We start from the raw sequence: 22,222 nt of genomic DNA, 5'->3' as shown, positions 1-22,222 counted from the left end.
ACCGCTGGGTCGCGTTGTGTGCCGCGACCCAGCGGTCGCTGGTTTCAGGCGGCCCTCGCGCGCAGGTAGAGCTGGACCTCGATGCGCCCCGGCTCCGCCTCGGCCTCGAACTCCCGCAGGGTCACGTCGGTGAACCCGGCGTCGGCCACGACCTGGCGCAGCTGGTCCGGCGGGTAGGCCGACACCGTGGTCGGCGCGCCGAGGAAGTTCACCGGGAACGCGTCGAAGTCGCCCTGCACCATGCTCACCAGCAGTAGCCGCGGACCGGTCAGCACCGAGTGGATCGCGCGCAGGGTGGACTCGATCTCGGCCTTGGGCAGCATCAGCAGCGCGAAGAACGCCACCACCGCGTCGAACTCGCCGAGCCCGTCGAGCTCGCGCAGGTCGCCGAGCCGGTAGTCGCCGCCGGGCGCCTGCTCGCGGGCGAGGTCGAGCATGACCGGGGACTCGTCGACCCCGACCACCGACAGGCCCGCGTCGAGGAGCTGGCGCGAGGTGGGCAGGCCGCTGCCGCAGCCGAGGTCGAGCACGCGCGAGGAGGGGCTGAGCTGCTCGGCCAGCCACGCCGCCTCGGCGATCTGGACATCCCGTTCCACGAAGGACTCGTCGTAGCGCTTGCCGATCAGGTCGAACGCTGGGTTCTGGGTAGCCACGCCGCACAGCATGCCGCCGCCGCGGCCGGGTGGTCCAGCACCTGGCCGGATGAGATCACCGGCTCACACCCGCGAGGAGCTGATGGCCGCCATGAGCTCGGTGTGCGAGAGGCCGTTGGGCGGCAGCGGGGTCGTGCCCGGCGCGCGGATGCCGTCGAGGACCAGCGCCAGGTACCGCCGCCACAGCTGGGGGTCGGCCGAGGCGGTGGCCTCGCCGACCGCCGAGAGCATGACGATCACCGGGCCGATGTCGGTCCCGGTGACCTCGGCGCGCACCTGCCCGGCCGCCTTGGCCCTGGTGACCAGCGCCTCCACCGCGGGGATGTAGTGCGCGGAGATCCGTTCCAAGTGGCCGAAGTCCGCCTTGGTGCAGATCTCGAACACGCCGCGGTCGCCGGACTGGCGCTCCAGCACGTCGGTCACCAGCCCGACCAGGCCGAGCCAGGGGTCCTGGTTGGCCGCGTGCCGGTCGACCTCGGCGGTGATCTCGGTGACCACCTGGTCGAACACCGCCGACAGCAGCGCGTCCTTGGTGGGGAAGCGGCGGTAGAGGGTGCCGATGCCGACCCCGGCGGCGCGGGCGACGTCGTCGAGCGAGGCGGCGAGACCGTGCGCGGCGAACACCTCGCGGGCGGCTTCCACGATGCGGCCGCGGTTTCGCTCAGCATCGGCGCGCAGCGGTCGATTCCCGTGCTCGGTGTCAGACGTCACGCTCTCAGCTTAACCTAAAAGCGGAGGGAGTACCTCCGCTTCTGTGTTAGCGTCGCCACGACACCACAGTGGACATCTTCGCAGGGGGAGACCTTGACTCTGTCGGACCCGGCTGTGCCGGACACCGAACCCACGACCCGCCAACCGACCGCGCCGCCGGACCCGGGCGCCGACCACGGGCACTCCAAGCGCTGGCTGATCCTCGCGGTCATCGCCATCGCCCAGGTCATGGTCATCCTCGACGCCACGGTGGTCAACATCGCGCTGCCGTCGGCGCAGAAGGCGCTGCAGTTCAGCGACGACCAGCGGCAGTGGCTGATCACCGGCTACGCGCTGAGCTTCGGCAGCCTGCTGCTCATCGGCGGCCGCGTCGCCGACCTGTTCGGCCGCAAGGTCACCTTCCTCGTCGGGGTCGCGGGCTTCGCGCTCGCCTCCGCGGTCGGCGGTGCCGCCACCAGCTTCGAGGTGCTCGTCGCCGCCCGCGTCGGACAGGGCGTGTTCGCCGCGCTGCTGGCCCCCGCCGCGCTGTCGCTGCTCACCACCACGTTCACCGACCCGGCCGAGCGCGGCAAGGCGTTCGGCATCTTCGGCGCCATCTCCGGTGCGGGCGGCGCGATCGGCCTGCTGCTGGGCGGCGTGCTCACCGAGTACCTCGACTGGCGCTGGTGCATGTACGTCAACCTGATCTTCGCGGGCATCGGCTTCGTCGGCGGCGTCTCGTTGCTGAGCAAGGGATCGGCCACCGAGCGCCCGAAGATCGACTGGCTCGGCGTGGTCGGCGCGACCGCTGGCATGTTCGCCCTCGTCTACGGCCTGGGCAACGCCGAGTCGCAGTCGTGGAGCTCGCCGAGCACCTGGGGCTTCCTGATCGCCGGTGGTGTGCTGCTGATCGGGTTCGTCGCCTGGCAGACCAAGTCGGCGCACCCGCTGCTGCCGCTGCGGATCCTGTTGCACCGCAACCGGGGCGGCTCGTTCCTGGCCATCTTCGTGCTGTGCGCGGGGATGTTCGTGATCTTCCTGTTCCTCACCTACTTCATGCAGGTGAACCTGCGCTTCACCCCGGTGACCAGCGGCCTGTCCTTCCTGCCGATGATCGGCACGCTGATGGTCGGCGCCACCCTGGCCACCACCGTGCTGCTGCCCAAGATCGGGCCGCGGCTGCTGGTCACCGTCGGCATGCTGGTCGCGGGGGCGGGCATCGGCCTGCTCGCGCTGCTGGAGGCCGACAGCACCTACGCCGCCTCCGTGCTGCCCGCCCTGCTCATCGCCGGGTTCGGCATCGGCCTGACGATGGCCTCGGCGATGAACGTCGGCATCCTCGGCGTCGACGCCCAGGACTCCGGGGTCGCGTCGGCGGCGATCAACGCCGTGCAGCAGATCGGCGGCTCCATCGGCACCGCGCTGTTCAGCACCATCGCCGCCTCCGCGGTCACCGACGCGCTCGTCAGCGGCGCGAACCCGATGTCGGCCGCGGTGTCGGGCTACAGCGCCGCGTTCACCTGGAGCGGCATCCTGTTCGCCGTCGGCGGTGTCATCTGCGCCTTCGTGTTGCGCCCCGGCGTCCCCGAGGAGCTCAAGACCGCGGCACCCGCTGTCCACATGTGACAGTCGGCTGACCCACCGCCACAGCGGGCCCCGGCGCGGTAGCCGGGGCCCGCTGGCGTTTGCGCGGCGCCGCGGTTGCCCGCCGGCTACGATCGACCCCGGGCGGACAGGGCAGCAGGGGAGGGCGAACGTGGCCGAGATCGATCCGGATCGACCGCACCCGGCGCGGATCTACGACTACCTGCTCGGCGGCGCGTGCAACTTCGAACCGGACCGCGCCTTCGCCGAGCAGTTCCTGCGGGTCATGCCGGGGGCGGCCGACGCGGCCAGGCTCAACCGCGCCTTCCTGCGCCGCGCGGTGCGCCACTGCGCCGACAACGGCGTCACCCAGTTCCTGGACCTCGGCTCCGGCATCCCCACCGTCGGCAACGTGCACGAGACCGCCCCCGAGGCGCGGGTCCTCTACGTCGACAACGACCCCATCGCCATCGCGCACAGCGAGATCGAACTCGCCGACGCGACCAACGCCACCGCCGTCCTCGGCGACCTGCGGGACCCGGACGCGGTGCTGTCCGCCGCGGCCGGGGTGCTCGACTTCGACCGGCCGATCGGGCTGCTCATGTTGGCGGTGCTGCACTTCGTCGCCGAGCCGGAGGAGCCGCTGCGCCGCTACCTGTCGGCGATGGTCCCCGGCAGCTTCGTCGCGATCACCCACGGCACCGCGGACGAGGAGCCGGACAAGCGCGAGGACGTCCTGCGCCTCTACGCCAGCAGCGGCTCACCGGCGCACCCCCGTGACCGCGCGCAGGTCGCTGCCCTCGTCGACGGGCTCGAGATCGTCGACCCCGGTGTCGTGTGGACCTCCCAGTGGCGTCCCGATCTCCCCGCCGCCACGGACCCGGCCAGGTCCATGACCTACGCGGTCGTCGCCCGCAAGCCCTGACCCCGGCCGCGCCGCCTCCGCGCGGGCCACCGCGGCGCGCGCTTGGTCGACCGCGGTGGTCAGCGGGGTCTGGTCCACCGGCAGCCGGATCGGCAGCCCGTGGTCGTTCGGTCGAGCCACTAGGTCGCGGGCTAGCAGGATCGTGCGGTGCGCGGGCAAGTAGTAGCGGGTGATCCGCGCCAGCACGCGCGCGTGTTCGCGACGCAGCCGGGCTTCCAGCGCGCGGGCCCTGGTGAGCGAGCGTTCCGCGCGGCGGAGACCGCGGTCGGATTCCGCGCAGGCACGGCGGATCACCCGCGTGAGTGCCCCCGCCCTCCTGGTCAGCGGCGAGCCGTCGTACGCCTCCTGCTGGACGATGATCCAAGGAGCCGCCAACGCGCACCCCGCCAGGACGAGGCCGAGGGCGGTCGCGAGTCCCGCTTGGTCGATCTCGGCTCCCTCGTACCGCACGCGCAACAGGATCGACACTGCCGCGCAGGCACTGACCGCCAACAACGCCAGGGCCGTCCAGGCGATGACGGAGCCGCCGGTCCGCGCCATCCGCCACGTCCAGAGCCTGCGGCCGAGCTCGAGGGCGAGCTTCGCCTGGATCCCGGCGCCGAACAGCGAGAAGGCGACGGCCGTGGTCACCGCGGGCGTCGAGGTCCAGTCGATGTTGAGCAGCAGCGAGAAGACCGTGAACAGGGCTACCGCGTCAACGGCCAACATGAGGTACGCGATCGCGGACACCACCCTGCTCCGGGACTGGTGGTGGGTGGCGACACCCGCCGCGACCTCTTCGTCCATGCGGCGCAACGTCTCCGACAGCAGCGGGCGGGCTTGCCGAGCGCTGATGGCCCACCCCTTCGCGGCGGTCGTGTGGTGCGCACCGCCGAGGACCCGGGTCTTGTCCGCCGCGGCCGCGGCGAGCCGGAACGAGGCCATCGCCGCGGCGGCGGCCAAGCACGCCTTGGCGCTCCACCGCCCCATGCGCCTGGAACGGCGGTGGACGAGCTTGGTGGCCTTGGTCAGTCCCCGGACCTCGTGGGCGAGTTCGCCGGGTTCGGCGCCCTGGGACAGGAAAGTGGCGTTCGCGCAGACGATCGGGTGGCGTAGCCACATCGACAGCGGCAGGTGGCGTGTTCGCATGGCGGGTCTCCCTACGGGCGGGTGACAACGAGCTCGACGGACCGGTTGCGCTGCGCGGCGGCGGGGATGAAGGCTCCCGCCGCGTCGCGGTCGGCTACCAGGGGGCGGTCGTACCCGAGTCCCTCGACGCTGAGAGACGGGGCGGGCACACCGCGGGCGGTCAACCCGTCGCGGACAGCGCCCGCGCGTCGCAAGCTCAACGCGCGGGCGGACTCCGCCGGGCCGACCGACGCGGTGCGGCCGATGAGGCGTATTCGAGAACCGGCAGGCAGCGCTTTGGCGACCTGCGCGAGCAGGGGGTCGGCGTCGGGCAGGAGATCCGCCGAGTCCGGCCAGAAGAGGATGTCGCTGGGGAGTTCGACCGGGCCCGCCGCCGCTTGGGCCGTGAGCACCGGAGGGTGCGGCACCGGGACGGTGGGGACGGCGGCGGTCGACCTGGGTTCGCCGCCCACGAGGGGTTCGCCGTCCAGGGTGCAGTCACCGCCGCCCGCCTGGCAGAAGCGCAGCCACATCCGGGCGAGCCGGTCGCGCAGCGGTGGCGGTAGGGCTTCCTGCGGCTGGTGGACCTCGCCGATCCCGCTGAGCACCACCCGCTTGCCCCGCAGGTCCGGCACCAGCCCGTCGCGCTTGGCCTGCTCGACGACCTCGTCGGACCCGACCCGGTCCCAGCCGAGGGCCGCGATGGCCAGCGGACCCGCGGTCTGCACCCCGGAACTGATCACCACGGCCGTGCCGGGCCCCGGTGTGCGGGCTATCACGTCGAGCAGGCCCGCGAGGTCGAGCTGGGGTGCCTGGCCGGCCGCCGCGCCGAGCACCGAATCGATCCGCAGCACCTCTTGCCTGGTCAACTCGGCTCTGCGCGCGGTGTCGTGCTCGACCTGGGTGCCACGGCGCAATCGCAGATCGCCGTCCTCGAGCACCCTCGCCCGGTCGGGGCCGCTGATCACGATCCGCAATCGGGCCCGATCGGTGCCCAAAGCGGCGGCGACCTCGGCGCGCGCCGCCGAGGTCAGGGCGGGGCGCTGCTCGGTGGCGACCGCGGTGGCGGCCAGCACCAGGGTGGGGCCCCGGGGTTCGGGCCCGGTGGCGGTGCCGCAGCCCACCGAGGCCGCCCCGATCGCGGTGATCATGATCAGCGCCTTCGCGGCTTTCGGTCCCGGTCCGCCGGTGGCCCTCCCGTGCTGCTGTCGTCTGGTCATCGCGCGCTCCCCTCGGCGACGGGCCGCCCAGCCGGGCGGCTACGCAAGTTCGCCTTCAGATTCCGAGATTCAAGCTCGTCACGCAAGGGCTCCATGCAAGTGCATGGAGCAAGTGCGACGAAATTCAGCCACTCGCCGTCGCGTCGTACGCCGTTCGGGTCACCCCCGTGTGGGTGTCATGCACTTGCATCCTGCAAGCCCGCGTGGTTCGGTCCTCAGTGGAGCGAGCCTGGTCGGGGCGGGTGCGAACAGGCCGTCCGCTGGTCGTGCTGAGGTCAACGAGTGGTACGGTCGAGCATCAGTCCGAACGAGCAATCCCGTTCGGCAATTGCATGGCGCGAGGAGGCGTTGATGCCATCGCAAACGCCGCTCATCCCGCGGCGCCGCCTGGGGCAGGAACTGCGCAGGCTCCGCGAGTTGCGTGGACTGCACCTCGAGGACGCTGCCGACCACCTGGAGTGCTCGCCGTCCAAGATCAGCAGGCTTGAGACGGGACAGGGGGTGCCCAAGGCACGGGATGTGCGCGACCTGCTCGACCTCTACGGGGTCGGTGACCAGAAGTTGCGCGACCAGTTGCTGCGGCTGGCCGGGGACGGCCGCAGGCAGGCGTGGTGGCAGGACCTGGCGGATGTGGTGTCCACCGCGATGGACACCTTCATCTCGCTGGAGTCCGAGGCGTCCAACATCCGCTATTACGTCCAATCGACGTTTCCCGGAATGTTCCAGACGGAGGAGTACGCGCGGGAGCTGTTCCGCGCGATCTACCCCCGAGATGACGACATCGAACGGGAGAAGCGGGTCCGACTGCGCCTCAAGCGCCAGGAAATTCTCGTCGAGCGCGAGGACCAGCCCAGGATCGGAGTCATCCTCGACGAGGCGACGCTGCACCGCGTCGTCGGGTCGCCGAAGGTGATGGCCGACCAGTTGGCCGCGTTGCTGCTGGCGAGTGAGCGTCAAGGTGTCACCCTGCGCGTCTACCCCTTCGCGGCAGGGCCCGATATCGCCATCCAGTGCACGTTCGTGGTCTTCACGTTCGAGAGCGAATACGACCGCAACTCGGTCCACATCGAACTCAGCGCTGGTGATCGGTGGCTCGAGCAGGAGAGCGACATCACCCGCTACACGCGGATCTTTGATGACCTCAGCCGGAAGTGCCTCTCCGTGGAGGCGAGCCGGGACTCGATTCGTTCGATGCTGGAACACTATTCGAGCAAGGAAGAAAGACCCCGATGAACACCATTTACCAGCAGAGCAGCTTCTGTTCCACCGGTGGTTGCGTCCAGGTGGCCGTCCTCGACGACGGCTCCATCTCGCTGCGCGACTCCAAAGACCTGTCCATTCCCGCGCACACCTACTCCGTCGAGGAATGGGTGGCCTTCACCGCGGGTGTCAAGAACGGCGAGTTCGACCTCGTGCCTGGTGGATTGCTGGCCAACTGACGTCCTTGATCTGTCCGCCGGACCCTCCGCGAATGCGCACGCGGGGGGTCCTGGCGCGCTTCGTAACCTTGCGGTAACCTGAGGTGACAAGATCGCCCGACGCCGCGTGGTCGGACCATTCGCACAGCTGAAGCGCTTCCGCGCGCCTCCAGCCGGGTGCGCGGCGCCGGGGTAGGGGAGGGGGCGATCATGTCGGAAAGCGGGTCGGCCGCGGGGTTCCGCCGCGGCTCGCGCTGCACCACGGGTGCGTGCGTCCTGATCCGGTTGTCCACCGAGGCGCTCACCGTGCGCGGCACCGCGCCCGACCGCGAGCTCGGCTTCCCCGCCGCCGCGGCGGGCCACCTCGTGCGCGCCGTCGCCACCGGCGCCATCAGACCCGCCCACTAGCCCGATCGAGCACTGACCTGTTCGAGCCGCCCGGTGCGGACTCGCTGTGACCAACAGGCCCCTCACAATCACCTCCGGTGGACGGATGATCGCCCGTCGGTGTGATTCGCTAGTCTCGGCTCCTGCACTCGGGGCCCGAGGTCCACGCACGCGAGGAGTACCTGGTCATCGAACGGGGTGAGTTGCTCGCCGGGCGCTACCGGCTCGAGGAGCCCGTCGGCAGTGGCGCCATGGGCGTGGTGTGGCGGGCCCGCGACGAGCGGCTGGAGCGGGTCATCGCGCTCAAGCGGTTGATCATCCGGCCAGGGCTGACCCCGGCGCAGACCGACGAGGCCAGGCGCCGGGCCATGCGCGAGGCCCGCATCGCCGCCCGGCTGCAGCACCGCAACGCCATCGCCATGCTCGACGTGGCCGAGCACGACGGCGACCCCTGCCTGGTGATGGAGTTCCTGCCCTCGCGCAGCCTGTCCGCCGTGCTCGCCGAGGACGGCACGCTGCCGCCCGAGCAGGTCGCCGCCATCGGCTCGCAGGTCGCCGCCGCGCTGGCCGCCGCGCACGCCGCGGGCATCGTGCACCGCGACGTCAAGCCGGGCAACATCCTGCTCGGCGACAACGGCACCGTGAAGATCACCGACTTCGGCATCTCCAGGGCCATCGACGACGGCACCGTCACCGAGACCGGCATGCTCGCGGGCACCCCCGCCTACCTGGCCCCCGAGATCGCCCGCGGCCAGGACCCCAGCCAGTCCTCCGACGTGTTCTCCCTGGGCGCCACCCTCTACCACGCGGTCGAGGGCGCGCCCCCGTTCGGCCTCAACCCCAACCCGCTCGCCCTGCTGCACGCGGTGGCCTCCGGCGACGTCACCCCGCCGCGCGGCGCGGGCGCGCTCACCCCGACCCTGATGACCCTGCTGCGCGCCGACCCCACCGACCGCCCCACCATGGACGACGCCGCGTCCCTGCTGGCGCTGCCGACCGCGCCGCTGCGGGTGCCCCAGTTCGAGCAGCGCACGGTCCCGGCCAAGCCGAACCCGATCCGCTCACCCCGCCCGCTCACCCCGCCGCCTCCGCCCGACCCGCAGCGGCCGTCGCCCTCGCGCGGCGTGCTCATCGCGCTGCTGCTGGGCGTCGTGGTACTCGCCGCGGCGGTGACCCTGGTGCTGACCAGCGGCAACTCCGGCAACGGCGCCGGGACCAACACCACGAGCACCACGATCATCACCGTCAGCCAGGACCCGCCGAGCCCGGCACCGACCACGCCCTCGACCGCACCGGTCGTCTCGCAGAAGGTGACCGACTACACCGCGGCGGGCCGCACGGTCATCGCCTACTACGGCAGCGACAGCCCCGCGCAGGTCCGCTGGGACATGCTCGGCCCCAACGGCAAGACCGCCTTCGGCGACTTCGCCGGGTTCGAGCGGCACTGGGGCCAGTTCCAGTACATCTCCTCCCGCAACGCCAACGGGGTCACCTCCAACCAGGACGGGTCGGTCACCGTGCCGGTCGACGTCACGGTGAAGGGCGCGGCTGGCGAGGTCGCCGGGAAGAAGATGGTGAAGGTCGTCCTCGTGGGTGGTAAGTACCTCATCGACTCCGACTCGCGCTGAGGTCCACCTGGGACTGATTGCGCGGGCCGGGCACCGGTGGCAGCGTTCGGCGCGGCACCGCTGCACACCGAGCGAAGGAGGCCGACCGTGTCGCTGATGCCCGTCACGGAGTCGATGTTCCTGCTCGGCGAGTCCCGCGAGCACCCGCTGCACGTCGGCGGCCTGCAGCTGTTCTCGCTGCCCGAGGGCGCCGGGCCCGACTACGTCGGCGAGCTGCACCGGGCCCTGCTGGCCAACGGGGAGATCAACCCGCTGCTGCGGCGCAGGCCGCGCGGCCCGGTCAGCACCGTCGGCCAGTGGGTGTGGACCGACGACGACCGGCTCGACCTCGAGTACCACGTCCGGCTCTCCGCGCTGCCCACCCCCGGCCGGGTCCGCGAACTGCTGGAGCTGGTGTCGCGGCTGCACGGCTCCCTGCTCGACCGGCACCGCCCGCTGTGGGAGGCGCACCTGGTCGAAGGCTTGCGGGACAACAGGTTCGCCCTCTACACCAAGGTCCACCACGCCCTGCTCGACGGCGTGTCCGCGCTGCGGCTGCTGCAGCGCTCGCTGGCCACCGACCCCGCTGTGCGCGACACCCGCCCGCCGTGGGCCGCGCGCGAGGTCGACCCCACCCCGCGCCCCCGGTCCGCCGGTGTCGGCGCGGTCCTGCGCGACCTGGTGGGGCTGGGACCCGCGTTCGCCAGGTACGCCAACGAGGTCTTCCGCGAGCAGACCGCGACGCTGCCCTTCGCCGCACCCCGGTCGATCCTCAACGTGCCCATCACCGGCGCCAGGCGCTTCGCCGCCCAGGGCTGGCCGCTGGCCCGCGTCCGCGCCGTCGGGGAGGCGACAGGGGCGACGGTCAACGACGTCATGCTGGCGATGTGCGCCGGTGCCCTCCGCCGGTACCTGCTGGAACTGGACTCCCTCCCGCAGCGCCCCCTGGTCGCCGCCGTCCCGATGTCACTGCGCTCGGACGACTCCGCGGGCGGCAACGCGCTCGGCATGATCCTGTGCACCCTCGCCACCGACCGCGAAGACCCGGCCGACCGCCTGGCCGCCATCACCGAGTCCACCCGCCGCGGCAAGGACGTCTACCGCGGGATGAGCCAACTGCAGGTCACCGCCCTGAGCGCCATCCCGTTCGCCCCCCTGGCCCTCGGCCTGCTCCCCGGCGCCGTCCGCCTCACCCCACCCGCCTTCAACCTCATGATCAGCAACGTCCCCGGCCCCACCACCCCGCTCTACTGGAACGGCGCCAAGATGCTCGGCGTCTACCCCGTCTCGATCCCGTACGAGGGCCAAGCCCTCAACATCACCGTCACCAGCTACAACGGCTCCCTCGAGTTCGGCCTCACCGGCTGCCGCCGCACCGTCCCCCACCTCCAGCGCCTGCTCGCCCACCTCGACACCGAGCTGACGGCCCTGGAGAAGAGCGTCTAGAACGGCGGAGGCCCCGCGAACCGGGGTTCGCGGGGCCTCGGGGTGACCTGGGGTCAGCCGCTCTTGCGGCGGAACTGGCGCTTGGCGCCCGCGCGGCCGTGGGCGTCGTGGACCTTGGAGCCCGTGGTGGCGTGGCCCTCACCGGTCTTGTTCTGGGCCTGCTTGCGGGCCAGGGCCTCGCGGAAGCGGGCCTTCACGTCGTCGGGTTCGGACGTGGTGGGGGTGTCCGAACCAGGGGCTTCCTCGCCAGCGGGGTCCTCGGTCTGGCGGGGCTGATCGGACATGGTGTTGACCTCCACGGCGAATCGAGTGGTTGGCCCAGCCTCGCACGGGCGCGACGCGGGGACGAATTGATTATCACCGCTCGCCTTCGGCGCGTGCTTTGAGGCCTTCGGCTTCCAGCGCCAGGTACCGGTCGGTGAGGCCCGCGGTGAGCTTGGCGACGAGCAGGCCGAGCGGGCCGGTCATGGTCAGCGACAGCTCCGCCCGCGCGCCGCCGTCCCCGCGCGGCTCGACCACGTGGGTGGCCACCGTGCGGGCACCGGGGCCGCCCGCCACCCAGGTCCAGGCGCGGCCGTCGTCGAGTTCGGTGATGGTCCAGACCGTGGTGGGCAGCTTGGGCTGGCGGATCCGCGCCCGGGCCCCGATCCGCAGCGGACCCGGGTCCAGCGCGGTGATCGAGGTCACCGACGCCGTCCACTCCGGCCACCGCTCGACATCGCGGTAGATCTCCCACACCCGTGCCGCGGGCGCGGCGATGTCAATCCCGGTACCGAACCGCATCGGGTGAGGGTAGCGCCGATGATCAGCACGGGGCACCAGCGGACTATCCTCGGCGGCGGATCTTTCTCGGCGGAGGACGTACGGTGAACCTGCTGGACCACATCGCGGCTGTGGCGGATCTGGCGGAGTGCACCCGGCACGACCCGCGCGCCCTCAGCACCGACGCGGGACTGCGGTTGTCCTGGTACCGCGCGGCCGATCCCGCCGACGAAGCCGCTTTCCTCGCCGCGGTCCTGCGCGACCCCGACCCCTCGACCGCCACCGCGGCCGCGATCGCGCGCATCGACGACCGGGCCCAGCGCGGCCCGGGGTTCTCGCGCTGGGCGGCCAGGGTTCGCCCCGCGGTCGCCGCCGCGGAGCCGGTCGCCGCGCGGCTGGCCGAGTGGTGCCTGCTGCACGACGCGTTCGCGGGCAGGCCGGTCTCGCGCGACGCGGTGCTCGCCGCGGCCGAGTGGGTGCAGCGCAGCCTCGCCAGGACCGCAGACGGCGAACTGCTGGCGCTGCTTGCCGAACACGGCAGCACCAGGCGGGTCCGCGCGCTCACCAGGGTGCCGCGCCCGGTCCGCCCCAGGCGCCTGGCCTGCGACGACTGACCGGCTGTCCTCACAGGACTCCGCGCCAGGCGCGGTGGTGGCAGAGTGGGTGTCCCGGCGAGAGGAGAACCATGTCGTACCTCGGCACCACCGGCGAGGTCACCGCGCGCTGGCGCCCGGTCGACGAGATCACCGTGCTCGACCGGCCGAAGACCTCGGCGCACTTCGTCGCGCCGGGCAGCACCACCAACGGGCAGTACGGGATGTTCCGCTGGGACATGGCGCCCGGCGCGAGCGGGCCGCGGCCGCACTTCCACCGGACGTTCTCCGAGTCGTTCTACATCCTCGACGGCGCGGTCCGGCTCTTCGACGGCGAGCGCTGGGTCACCGCCACCGCGGGCGATTTCCTCTACGTCCCGGAAGGCGGGGTGCACGCCTTCGGCAACGAGTCCGACGAACCGGCGTCCATGCTGATCCTGTTCGCCCCCGGCCCGCCGAGGGAGGACTTCTTCGTCGAACTCGCCGAGCGGGTGGAGTCCGGCCGGGAGTTCTCCGCCGAGGACTGGACCGAGTTCTACGCCAGGCACGACCAGTACCACGTGTGAGGCGGCACGTCCCCCGGATGCCGCAGTAGCGCGGCGCCGACCCGCCGCGATCTTGACCACATGGTGCGAAGACCGCCGCTGCCCCTGCTCGTGGTGGCCTTGGCGCTCGTGGCGGGTACCGCCTGCCAGGCCGAGGGCGACGCCGGGACCTGCTCGGAGATCCGCTGCGAGGTGACCATCACCGGGTCGCCGACGCTGGAGGTGTTCGACATCCGGTTCAAGGCCGATGTCGGCCCGGACCGGGTGCGGGTGGCCGGTGGCGGGGTCGACGTCACGCTGAACCCGGGCGACGCCGCGGTGGTCGAGGGCGTGCGGGTGCAGCTGCTCGAGGTCGCGCAGGAGCGCGCCAGGCTGGTGCTGGTCCCGGTCGACGCCCGTTTCGCCCGGCTCGGCGAGGGGTAAACCACCTGTGGGAGCACCCCACAGACCCGACCGCCTGCAGCGCCCTCCCGCCATCCCCCCAGGCACGGGCGGCGCGGTGGTCGGCCGGGCAGGCCTCGGCACTCCCCCCAGCCGGGGCCTGCCGCTCCCGAACCCACCGGCCCGCGGGACCGCCGCGCGTTCCCCGTGTCGGCCGCATAATCCGTGGCCATAACATGTGGACCATGGAACTGGAGTTCCGACACCTGCGGATCGTCATCGCGGTGGCCGACGAGGGCAGCATCACCAGGGCCGCCGCGGCACTCGGCCTGTCCCAGCCGTCGTTGACCTCTCAACTTCAACGGATCGAACGGGCCATGGGCGCGCCCCTGTTCGAACGGGCCAGGACCGGCGTGGTGCCCACCTCGTTCGGGCGCACGGTGCTGGCCAAGGCGCGGTCGGTGGTCAACGAGATGGCCGACCTGCGCGGCGAGGCCACCGGCGCCACCCCGACCGGCCCGGTCGAGCTGAAGATCGGCGGCAGGCCGAGCCCGCTGCTCTCGGCGGTCGTGCCGCTGCTGATCGCCGCGTACGCCGACCTGCACGGGCCGGACGCGCCGCCGCTGAGCGTCCAGGTGCACACCGACCCGTCCGCCGCCGCCCTGCAGGGCAGGGTCCGGGCGGGCCGCCTGGACGCCGCAGTGCTGTGCGACGTCATCGGGTTCGAGATCGGCGGCGCCGAGGGGGTGCGCCGCGAGCTCGTGGTCGAGGTCGAGCCGGAGTTCGTCGCGCTCTCGCAGCACCACCGGCTGGCCGAGCGCGACGTCATCGACCTCGCCGACCTGGCCGAGGAGAACTGGATGATCGACCCGCAGGAGGACCACGGCGGCATCGGCCCGCTGCGCGCCGCCTGCCGGGCCGCCGGGTTCGAGCCCAGGATCACCCACGAGATCAGCGACTCGAGCTCCGCGCGCGAGTTCGTCATCACCGGCCAGTGCGTCAGCCTGGCCCAGCCCACCTCCAACGAGGGCCGCGGCCTGGTCGTGCGCCCCCTGGTCGGCGACCCCATCCGCAACCGGCTCGAGCTCGCCTGGAAGGACCTGGGCCCCATCGACCCCGGCGTGCTGCTCGACACGGTCGTCGAGGGCTACCACAGCCTCGTCGCCCGCAACCCGCACTACCCGAAGTGGTGGGCCGAACACCACGCGTGAGCGCGAACGGCCGGGGCCGGTCCGCGTCCCCCGATCGGGCCTTAACGCAGCAAAGGCTTCTTTGTGGGATGCGCGACTGCCCCCAGGTCCCGATTCGGACGTCGCCCCCCGGCCGCGCGCCCGGATCGTCCGGTTCGACCCCGCCGAGTGGCCCCGGTGCTGGGCCGAATGAGTGTAGTCGGCCGCTCGCGCCCGGTGAGTTAAGAATTTTGATGACCGCTAAGTGATGGACGTCGTTGCCGGATGCCCGATAACCGGGGACCATTGCCGTCGGAACGGTGGACCGCGCCGTGCAGGGTCGGCAGCGGATCACCGTCCGTCCGCATCGCCTCTGCGGTCGCCGCGGCCGGGACACCGCGCACCGCGCCCTCGCGCGATGGGGACGGCGGGCCCCGGAGGTCGGGTGGAGCCGACGCCGGGGCCTGTCACGCTTCTTGGGCGGGCGTGGGGCGCATGCGGGGGTCTCGGCGCGCTTGCTGGCCGGGTTGTCCACAACGGCTGGGGTTGTGCACAGGGTTCTTTCGTGCGCCTGTTCTGTCGGTGCGCCTCGGTAGGATTGATATCGGGGGCTGCTCGATTAGATGATCTTTCGGCTCGCCTTCGGCATTGCGCTGGATCCCTGGGTGGTGCGGTGTGCTCGATGGGGCGAACTTGTTTTGCGCGGGGCCCCTGCGCCAGCCGTGGCAGGACCGCACAAGCCGGGGCCGAAAAGCATGGCCCTGCAGCGAGGCAAGGCTACGACTGCCGCCACCCCACACAAAACAAGTCCGCCCCATCGAGCAGTTGGCACCGAGGGTTCCTGGGAGCGGTGGTGGGGCTGGCGGGGTTGACTCGGTGGGCTGGGTTGGCGGGGCCGGATCGTGGTGGCTGGGTTGGGTGGCCGGGGTAGGGGATTGGTCTGGCACCGGCGGCTTCCGGGGCGTTGGTCGGGCTGGGTGGGCTGACCCGGCGGGTGGCTCGATGGGTTGGCAACAATGGCCTCGGACTATCGGGCCGAAGTGGAGTCTTCTGGTTCGTCGTAATCGCCGTGGTCTCGGTTGCCTCGGGGCCAGAGGGGTTGTTCTGGGGCGTCGGCGGTGGGGAGGGCTTTTCTTTCCTCGTCCACGGGGGTGTTGAGGCGGGGCCAGTTGACGGCGCTGAGGGTGGGGCGGTCGTCTAGGCGTTCGGCGTGGTGGGGGGCTATTTCGGTTTTGGTGACGGCTGCGCTGATCTTGGCGAAGGCGGGGATCAGGTCGGCGGCTTCCCGGACCTGTTCCGGGTGCCTGGCCAGCCACCAGACGACGGCGGTGCCGGGGTCGACGAGGATCTCGTCGGCCAGGTAGGCGCGGGTGCGCTGCTCCAGTTCCTGCTCGTGGTGGCGGACCTGCTTCTCCTTGCGCAGCTGCGTCAGCCGGTCGAGGCGGCGGGCGTCCTCCTCCGGCACGGTCAGCCCGACGTTCTCCGCCCAGGTGATGATCTGACCGGAGCGGTCCTGGGCCATCGCGCCGAGCTCGGCGGCCAGGCGGGTCTGGACGACCTCGGCTTCGGTGGGGGAGCCGGTCACGGTGACCGCGCGGGCGCGTTCGAGGATCGAGTGCACCGCCAGGCCGCGCAGGTTGCCGTGCTGGGGCAGGCCCGCGCTGGGCTGCCAGCAGACCGTGCAGGTGAGGATGAACCGGTAGTACGGCTCCGCGCTGTCGACCGGGATCGCCGGGACGTGGTGCTCGGCGTGCGGTGCCTGCTCCACCTTCGGCGTGGCCCGTTCGCGCGCCGCCTCCGCCCGCAGCTCGCGCTGCTCGCGGTAGAACAGCACCTGCTTGACCACCAGCCCCGCGACGGCGAGCGCGACGAGCATGACCGGGACGGTCACCCAGTTCGCCCAGCCGAGCGCGAGGCCTGCCGCGAGGGGGGCGAGCGCGGCCACGCCGAGGATGACGGCGGGCGCGCGCCAACGCGCTGCAGAGTCCACACCTAGGTGGGTACCTCTTGCGGCGGCCGAGTTGGTAGACCGATCAAGCGGATTCGCTCGAACATACGAACGCCCGGGTGCCCACGGTGACCACCCTGCTCTGGTCAGGGGAACGCCGGTGCGCCCGTCTTGCCCCGTCGGTGCGGGCCCGTCCAGCGCACCGAGGGGGCGCCGGTGGTGCCGGGGGCGCAGGAGTGCACCGCCCCGTCGGCCGAGGTGATCAACAGCGTGGGGCCGGCGAAGCAGCAGTCGAGCGCGGGGGCGCCCTCCAGCCGGACGATCGTGTACGCCACACCGGTGTGGTCGACTCGGCGGACGGTGTTGCCGCCCGCGACCCAGGCGAACCCGTCGGTGTCGACGGCGACCCCGCGCGCGGAGGACACCAGCGGGCGGGCGCGACCGGCGGTGCCGTTGGCGAGGTCGAAGTCGTGTGCGGCCAGGCCGCCGTCGCTGACCCGGTACAGGGTCCTGGTGTCCGGGCTCCAGGCCAGGGCGGCGGTCGGCCCGTCGAGCACGGTCTGGACGCGGCCGCCGAGGTCGACCCGGTGCAGCCCGTGGTCGGTGCCCAGCCACAGCCGCCCGGCCGGGTCGCACCAGAGGCCGTCGCAGGCGGGCAGGTCGAGCGCGACCGCGCGGCCGTCCTGGCGCAGGAACACCGGGTCGCCGCCGACCACCCAGCCGCCGGTGGCGGGTACCGCGGCGACCACCCGGCCGTCGAGCACCAGCGTCGCGATGTGTCGGGGGCCCAGCGGGGTCATCCGCCCCAACTGCAGCACCGACCGCTCGGTGTCCACCCAGGACAGCGTGCGGCCGGTCCAGCGCGGGCCGCTGACCCGGCTGCCGAGCAGCCCCACGCACCGCCGGGCGATCAGCTCGGTCGGTCTGATCATCGCCATGGCGCCCCCTCTTTGGTCTGAACCACTAAGTGGTCTGAACCAATGTGTCCGGCGGCGGCGCCGAGCGCAAGGCCCGGATGTCCCCATTTTCCCCGCCACGGGCCGCCGGTGGCACTACGCACGGTAGCCGACGGTCACACGCCGGGGGTGGCGTTCGCGCCGAATTCCCGCGCCCCGGTGAGTGCTTCCCGCGCCGAGGGGGACGCGCTAGGCCAGCTGGGCGCGGATCTTGGCCGCGTACGCCTCCGCCGGGTGCTCGGCGTCGTAGGGGTGGCGCGGGCCGAGCCAGAACCGCAGGCCGTCCTTGCGGTGGCGCGGGATGACGTGCAGGTGCAGGTGGGGCACCGACTGGCTGACGATGTTGTTGATCAGCACCAGCGAACCGTCCGCACCGAGACCGTCCTCGACGGCCCGTTCCAGTCGCTGCGCCATCCCGAAGAACGGCACGAGTTGCTCGGCGGGCAGATCGCTCAGCACGGTCACGTGGGTGCGCGGGACCAAGAGGACGTGACCGCGAAAGAGCGGCCGGTGGTCGAGGAAAGCGACCACATCAGTGTCCTGGTGGACCATGACCGCAGGCAGTTCCCCAGCCACGATTCGACAGAACACGCATGTTTCCGACAAGGATCCCTCCTCATGGGCCGAACGTCCGAATCCTTCTGGGCACAATGGCCCGCGTGACCGTTCCAGACACGCCCTACCGGGTCCGGCGCACGCCCACCCAGTATCGGGCCAGCCGCCAGATCGAGCGGATCCTCGACGCCGCGGCCAGGGTCGTCGCCGTCAAGGGGTACGCAGCGACCACCACGGCGGACATCGCCAAGGCGGCGACCGTGTCGATCGGATCGGTCTACCGGTACTTCCCGGACAAAACCGCCGTCATGCGCGCGGTCGTCGAACGCAACACCCGCCGATTCCACGAACGCGTCCTCGCCGACCGCACGCCGGTGCGCGGGTGGCGCGCGGGGCTCGACCGCGCCTACGCGGTCTATGTGGACATGTGCCGCACCGAGGACGGGTTCCGCGCGATCAGCGGCGCCGGGCTGGCCGCGGGCGAACTGGAGCCCCAGGACGACGCCAAAGACCCGCTCGCCGAAGCGTTCGCGACCCTGCTGGTCCGCCACTTCGCCTTCACCGACACCCAGGCGCTGCGCACGACCCTGCTCCAGTGCGTCACCCTCGGCGACGTCCTGACCCGACTGGCTTTCCGCCTCTCGCACACCGGCCACCAGGACACCCTGGAGCGCACCCGGGGCATCATCGAAAGCCTCGTCGCCGCTCACGAGCCCACGGGGGCGGATCACCAGGACACATCGGACACAGCTGCCGCCTCGACCACCGACCACATCGCCGAGGAGTCGATCGCGCCGGAATCGGCCGTGGGCTGATCGAAGGCGAACGCGATTCTCAACCGCAGCGGTGGAACGCGAGATCGATTCCCAATCGGGACGCCGCGGCCGCGGCGTCGGCGAATCGGATTCGGTTTTGGGGGCTGAACGGTGGTGTTCGGCCGAACTGGCGGCGGGTGCGCCTGCCATTTCTCCCCCGCGTTTCGGTGACCGGTCCGCGGGGGTTTCGCAGCACCCATCCTGGGCCCGACCTTTGAGGAGGGTGCGGGATGACCAGTCTGGCCACCACGGCTGTGCACGCGGGACGCGAGGACCTCGCCGCGCTGGGGGTGCACGTGCCCCCGATCGATCTCTCCACGACGAACCCGATCCCCGATGTCGACTCCGGTGGGGCGGCCTACGAGGCCCTCGCCACCGGCGGGTTACCCCCTGCCGAGGGTGGCCTCGTCTACCAGCGCCTGTGGAACCCGACCGTCGCGCGGTTCGAGTCGGCTCTGGCGCGGCTGGAGGGCGCGGAGCAGGCCGTCGCGTTTGGCTCTGGGATGGCGGCGTTGGCTGCCTGTCTCACGGCCACCGTCGCGGCGGGAAAGTCCCACATCGTCGCCGTTAGGCCCCTCTATGGGGGTTCGGACCACGTGTTGGCCTCCGGCCTTCTAGGCACCACGGTCACGTGGGCCACTCCGGACGGCATCGCCGCCGCGGTGCGTGAGGACACCGGCTTCGTCATCGTCGAGACCCCGGCGAACCCCACCCTTGAGCTGTTCGACCTGGCCTCTGTCACCGCGCAGGCCAACGGGGTGCCCGTCATCGTGGACAACACGTTCGCCACCCCGGTCCTGCAGCGTCCTATAGAGCACGGCGCGGCCCTGGTCCTGCACTCGGCGACCAAGTACCTCGGGGGACACGGTGACGTGATCGGTGGCGTAGTGGCCACCTCCGCTGAGTGGGCCGCCAAGCTCAGGCAGGTCCGCGCGGTCACCGGCGGGCTTATGCACCCGCTCGCCGCCTACTTGCTCCACCGCGGCCTACAGACCCTGCCGATCCGGGTGTCGACCCAGCAGGAGAACGCCAAGAGGCTCGCAGAGTGGCTATCGGGCCACGAGTACGTGCGCGAGGTTTTCTTCCCGTCCGGCCCGCTCGTCGGCACCCAGATGTCCGGGCCCGGCGCGATGATCGCTTTCGCCGTCGCGGGCCCCGACGAGGCCGCGCGCACGGTGAGCGGCGTGCGGCTGGTCACCCACGCCGTGTCGCTGGGCGGCGTCGACACCCTCATCCAGCACCCGGCATCACTCACCCACCGCCCGGTCGCCGCGCACGCCAAGCCGCATGCCGCTGTACTGCGAATATCGGTTGGGCTTGAGCACCCGGACGACGTCCAGGCCGATCTGGACTACGCGCTCAAGGACGCCCACCGCTGACATAGGTTCGGAGAGACCGACCTGCGGCAGAGAGACACGGACACCATGGGCCAGCCAGCCGACATCGACGCCACGGACCTCGCCATCCTGCGCGAACTGCAACGCGACGCCCGCGTGCAGAACAAGGAGCTCGCCGCCATAGTCGGCGTCGCCCCGTCGACGGCACTGGAGCGGGTTCGGTCGCTTAGGCGGCGCGGTGTGCTCACGGGCTTCCACGCCACGGTCAACCTCGCCGCGCTCGGTAGGCCTATAAGCGCACTGCTGTCAGTCCGGGTGAGGCCGCACCGGCAGCGCGTAGTGGAGGAGTTCAAGGCGTTCGTCCTGGAGCAGCCGGAGACGGTGTCGCTGCTGCACGTGGCAGGCCCGGACGACTACCTGATCCAGGTGGCCGTGCCGGACACCACCCACCTGCAGCAGCTGCTCATCTCCCGACTGCTCAACCGGACGGAGGTGGTCTCGGTGAACACGCTGCTGGTCTTCGAGGCCATCACCAGCCCGGTGCAGACCCCCATCTCGTAGAACCACGAACTCGGAGAACGACGAACGGCCGGACCAACGTGGGTCCGGCCGTTCGTCGTTCTACGTACTAATTGCTGCGCTTGCGGCGCGCGACGAGCAGGGCGCCACCGCCGCCCAGCACGAGCAGGCCACCGATGGCCAGCGGCAGGCCGACGTTGGAGCCGGTGTCGGGCAGGTCGTTCGGGTTCGGGGCGACCGTGGTGGTCGGCGAGATCACCGTGCTGGCCGTGGTCGGCGCGGTGGACGACGGCGTGGTCGAGACCGTGGTGGGCGCGACCGTCGTGGTGGTGGTCGTGGTCGGCTTGGTCGTCTCGGTCTTGCACGCCTTCACGTTCTCGACCTCGTGCAGTTCCCACTTCGGCTTGTTGGGGTCCGGCTCGATGTCGACGTCGAAGGTGAGCTTGTGGTCGACGGTGCCGTCGAGCTCCCAGGTCTTGCGCTCCAGCGCGCTCTTGAAGGTGGTGTTGAGCAGCGTCTTGTCGCCGTCCTTCACCACCGCGCGGTTCACGACCTGCTCGGAGTCCTGGTAGGAGTCGGCCTGGATCCAGACCGTGAGCACGCCGGTCTCGCGGTCGCAGTTGACCCCGTAAGACGGGACGTGCGCGCTCGCGCTGCCCGCGAACAGCGAGAGGGCCGCGGCGGCGAGGGTCGTGACGGCGGCGACGCGGCCCGCGGAGCGGAGCCAATCGCGGGAGAGGGACATGCGCAAGGGGACTCCATCCTCAGCAGGGGCCTGCGGTGACGACACGAACGCATGACGGTCGAGCCACCGACGGTGGTGCGGCGTGAGAGTAGTCACCCCTTTGGGTGGAACTTTCGGCGGGTAGGCACTGTTGGTGTCGCGGTTACCCAGGCGATACCTCGCTCCCATCACCTGTAGGTGTGAACCGCATCGATATGTGTCCTCTTTGTGTCAGTGACATCACTCCCACACCATGACTCATTCGGGTGATGTAGACAGGCGGTACGACCACAACGTGTCATCGCTGGCGGCATCTGCCCCACGATGGCACCGGCCAATCGGGTGATCACGATGAGCCAGCCTTGCCAGCAGTCACACGCGTTCGACCTAGCGGACCCGGCGCACCTCGGCGAGATCGACGACCTGCTGCGCGCGGTCGTCGCGGACGGGTTCACCGTCCACCTCTGCGGCGGGGCCGACCGGCCGGAGGCGATCGTGGCCACCTACGCGTGGGAGACCCACGTCGACTACGTGGTCATCAAGGACGCGCACGACGTCACCGCGGCGAGATCGCGGCTGGTCCCGGACTGGGACGTGTTCACCGCCGAGTCCGTGGTCTGGTCCTACCAAGGCCACGCCAGGTGGGCGCTGCGCGCGGTGCTCGACCTGCTGCCGCCGGAGCACCCGAACGCCCCGCACGAGGACTACCCGGCACCGGCGGGCCTGCGCGTCGAGCCCGAGTTCCTGGGCGCGGTCTCGATCCGCACGCCCCGGCCCGGCTTGGTCGCTCGACGGGCGATGCGGCTGCGGTTGGCCACCAGGGAGCAGTAGCCCCACCCTGTGAGGGGGATCGCGGCGGGGTCTGAGAGCGCCCACAGGCG

General features: G+C 71.4%; 24 protein-coding genes. 15 read left to right on the top strand and 9 right to left on the bottom strand.

Going from position 1 to position 22,222, the window contains the following annotated elements; all coding sequences use genetic code 11:
* Positions 1-44 precede the first annotated feature (44 nt).
* Both JOD54_RS00935 and JOD54_RS00930 read right to left on the bottom strand, forming a co-directional pair.
* Positions 45-653, bottom strand: a complete 609-nt coding sequence (locus tag JOD54_RS00935) for a class I SAM-dependent DNA methyltransferase (protein ID WP_307859771.1) — start codon at positions 651-653, stop codon at positions 45-47.
* A gap of 63 nt (positions 654-716) precedes the next feature.
* The gene (locus JOD54_RS00930; protein WP_204448726.1) at positions 717-1,364 is read right to left on the bottom strand and encodes a TetR/AcrR family transcriptional regulator; all 648 of its coding nucleotides are present in this window, start codon (positions 1,362-1,364) and stop codon (positions 717-719) included.
* A 93-nt stretch (positions 1,365-1,457) separates the two neighbouring features.
* Between JOD54_RS00930 and JOD54_RS00925 the strand changes: the two genes are divergently transcribed.
* Both JOD54_RS00925 and JOD54_RS00920 read left to right on the top strand, forming a co-directional pair.
* A complete protein-coding gene (locus JOD54_RS00925) occupies positions 1,458-2,969 on the top strand; it encodes an MFS transporter (RefSeq protein ID WP_239573240.1) in 1,512 nt (503 codons plus the stop codon).
* 130 nt (positions 2,970-3,099) lie between these two features.
* Complete coding sequence (locus JOD54_RS00920) at positions 3,100-3,852, top strand: SAM-dependent methyltransferase (RefSeq protein WP_204448725.1); 753 nt, start codon at positions 3,100-3,102, stop codon at positions 3,850-3,852.
* A 1,139-nt stretch (positions 3,853-4,991) separates the two neighbouring features.
* On the opposite strand, the gene JOD54_RS00915 is transcribed toward JOD54_RS00920, so the two are convergent.
* Positions 4,992-6,179 carry an OmpA family protein gene (locus JOD54_RS00915; RefSeq protein WP_204448724.1) on the bottom strand — a complete coding sequence of 396 codons (1,188 nt, stop codon included), beginning with the start codon at positions 6,177-6,179 and terminating at the stop codon, positions 4,992-4,994.
* A 351-nt stretch (positions 6,180-6,530) separates the two neighbouring features.
* Between JOD54_RS00915 and JOD54_RS00910 the strand changes: the two genes are divergently transcribed.
* The 5 genes from JOD54_RS00910 (at position 6,531) to JOD54_RS00890 (ending at position 11,037) form a co-directional block, all read left to right on the top strand.
* Positions 6,531-7,412, top strand: a complete 882-nt coding sequence (locus JOD54_RS00910; protein ID WP_204448723.1) for a helix-turn-helix domain-containing protein — start codon at positions 6,531-6,533, stop codon at positions 7,410-7,412.
* Positions 7,409-7,618 (top strand): DUF397 domain-containing protein, encoded by a 210-nt coding sequence (locus JOD54_RS00905; protein ID WP_204448722.1) that lies wholly within the window; start codon positions 7,409-7,411, stop codon positions 7,616-7,618. Before JOD54_RS00910 ends, JOD54_RS00905 begins: the two co-directional genes overlap by 4 nt.
* A gap of 189 nt (positions 7,619-7,807) precedes the next feature.
* Complete coding sequence (locus JOD54_RS00900) at positions 7,808-8,005, top strand: hypothetical protein (RefSeq protein ID WP_204448721.1); 198 nt, start codon at positions 7,808-7,810, stop codon at positions 8,003-8,005.
* 182 nt (positions 8,006-8,187) lie between these two features.
* Positions 8,188-9,612, top strand: a complete 1,425-nt coding sequence (locus JOD54_RS00895) for a serine/threonine-protein kinase (RefSeq protein WP_239573239.1) — start codon at positions 8,188-8,190, stop codon at positions 9,610-9,612.
* Between the two features lie 87 nt (positions 9,613-9,699).
* Positions 9,700-11,037 (top strand): WS/DGAT/MGAT family O-acyltransferase, encoded by a 1,338-nt coding sequence (locus JOD54_RS00890; protein WP_204448720.1) that lies wholly within the window; start codon positions 9,700-9,702, stop codon positions 11,035-11,037.
* A 53-nt stretch (positions 11,038-11,090) separates the two neighbouring features.
* Here JOD54_RS00890 and JOD54_RS00885 read toward each other — a convergent pair whose 3' ends face one another.
* Together JOD54_RS00885 and JOD54_RS00880 are read right to left on the bottom strand one after the other, a co-directional pair.
* Positions 11,091-11,321 (bottom strand): DUF5302 domain-containing protein, encoded by a 231-nt coding sequence (locus JOD54_RS00885; protein ID WP_204448719.1) that lies wholly within the window; start codon positions 11,319-11,321, stop codon positions 11,091-11,093.
* Between the two features lie 73 nt (positions 11,322-11,394).
* A complete protein-coding gene (locus tag JOD54_RS00880) occupies positions 11,395-11,820 on the bottom strand; it encodes an SRPBCC family protein (RefSeq protein WP_204448718.1) in 426 nt (141 codons plus the stop codon).
* A gap of 83 nt (positions 11,821-11,903) precedes the next feature.
* Here JOD54_RS00880 and JOD54_RS00875 point away from each other — a divergent pair, with 83 nt between their 5' ends.
* The 4 genes from JOD54_RS00875 (at position 11,904) to JOD54_RS00860 (ending at position 14,529) form a co-directional block, all read left to right on the top strand.
* Positions 11,904-12,413 (top strand): hypothetical protein, encoded by a 510-nt coding sequence (locus JOD54_RS00875; RefSeq protein ID WP_204448717.1) that lies wholly within the window; start codon positions 11,904-11,906, stop codon positions 12,411-12,413.
* A 71-nt stretch (positions 12,414-12,484) separates the two neighbouring features.
* Positions 12,485-12,958 carry a cupin domain-containing protein gene (locus tag JOD54_RS00870; protein WP_204448716.1) on the top strand — a complete coding sequence of 158 codons (474 nt, stop codon included), beginning with the start codon at positions 12,485-12,487 and terminating at the stop codon, positions 12,956-12,958.
* A gap of 60 nt (positions 12,959-13,018) precedes the next feature.
* Entirely contained in the window at positions 13,019-13,360 is a 342-nt protein-coding gene (locus JOD54_RS00865) for a hypothetical protein (RefSeq protein ID WP_204448715.1), read from the top strand.
* A gap of 203 nt (positions 13,361-13,563) precedes the next feature.
* Positions 13,564-14,529 carry a LysR family transcriptional regulator gene (locus tag JOD54_RS00860; protein ID WP_204448714.1) on the top strand — a complete coding sequence of 322 codons (966 nt, stop codon included), beginning with the start codon at positions 13,564-13,566 and terminating at the stop codon, positions 14,527-14,529.
* A gap of 985 nt (positions 14,530-15,514) precedes the next feature.
* Here the strand turns inward: JOD54_RS00860 and JOD54_RS00855 are convergent.
* From JOD54_RS00855 to JOD54_RS00845, 3 genes are all read right to left on the bottom strand, one after another.
* Positions 15,515-16,477 carry a hypothetical protein gene (locus JOD54_RS00855; protein ID WP_204448713.1) on the bottom strand — a complete coding sequence of 321 codons (963 nt, stop codon included), beginning with the start codon at positions 16,475-16,477 and terminating at the stop codon, positions 15,515-15,517.
* 104 nt (positions 16,478-16,581) lie between these two features.
* Positions 16,582-17,373: an SMP-30/gluconolactonase/LRE family protein gene (locus JOD54_RS00850; protein WP_204448712.1), complete on the bottom strand. Its 792-nt coding sequence runs from the start codon at positions 17,371-17,373 to the stop codon at positions 16,582-16,584.
* Positions 17,374-17,580: 207 nt separating this feature from the next.
* Positions 17,581-17,967 carry an HIT family protein gene (locus JOD54_RS00845; protein ID WP_372440249.1) on the bottom strand — a complete coding sequence of 129 codons (387 nt, stop codon included), beginning with the start codon at positions 17,965-17,967 and terminating at the stop codon, positions 17,581-17,583.
* A gap of 83 nt (positions 17,968-18,050) precedes the next feature.
* Here JOD54_RS00845 and JOD54_RS00840 point away from each other — a divergent pair, with 83 nt between their 5' ends.
* The 3 genes from JOD54_RS00840 to JOD54_RS00830 all read left to right on the top strand — a co-directional run bounded on the left by JOD54_RS00840 (position 18,051) and on the right by JOD54_RS00830 (position 20,659).
* Positions 18,051-18,761 (top strand): TetR/AcrR family transcriptional regulator, encoded by a 711-nt coding sequence (locus JOD54_RS00840; protein ID WP_204448710.1) that lies wholly within the window; start codon positions 18,051-18,053, stop codon positions 18,759-18,761.
* A gap of 230 nt (positions 18,762-18,991) precedes the next feature.
* Entirely contained in the window at positions 18,992-20,140 is a 1,149-nt protein-coding gene (locus JOD54_RS00835) for a trans-sulfuration enzyme family protein (RefSeq protein ID WP_204448709.1), read from the top strand.
* 45 nt (positions 20,141-20,185) lie between these two features.
* The gene (locus JOD54_RS00830) at positions 20,186-20,659 is read left to right on the top strand and encodes an Lrp/AsnC family transcriptional regulator (protein WP_204448708.1); all 474 of its coding nucleotides are present in this window, start codon (positions 20,186-20,188) and stop codon (positions 20,657-20,659) included.
* A 67-nt stretch (positions 20,660-20,726) separates the two neighbouring features.
* Here the strand turns inward: JOD54_RS00830 and JOD54_RS00825 are convergent, their stop codons facing one another.
* The gene (locus JOD54_RS00825) at positions 20,727-21,362 is read right to left on the bottom strand and encodes an LAVTG motif-containing sortase-dependent surface protein (RefSeq protein WP_204448707.1); all 636 of its coding nucleotides are present in this window, start codon (positions 21,360-21,362) and stop codon (positions 20,727-20,729) included.
* 330 nt (positions 21,363-21,692) lie between these two features.
* Between JOD54_RS00825 and JOD54_RS00820 the strand changes: the two genes are divergently transcribed.
* Positions 21,693-22,172, top strand: coding sequence for a hypothetical protein (locus JOD54_RS00820; RefSeq protein ID WP_204448706.1), 480 nt, complete (start codon positions 21,693-21,695; stop codon positions 22,170-22,172).
* Positions 22,173-22,222: the final 50 nt, after the last annotated feature.

This window comes from Actinokineospora baliensis (assembly GCF_016907695.1).
GTDB classification, from domain to species: domain Bacteria; phylum Actinomycetota; class Actinomycetes; order Mycobacteriales; family Pseudonocardiaceae; genus Actinokineospora; species Actinokineospora baliensis.
Note: the sequence above shows the minus strand (reverse complement) of the source record. Positions and strands in the feature narration are given on the sequence as shown.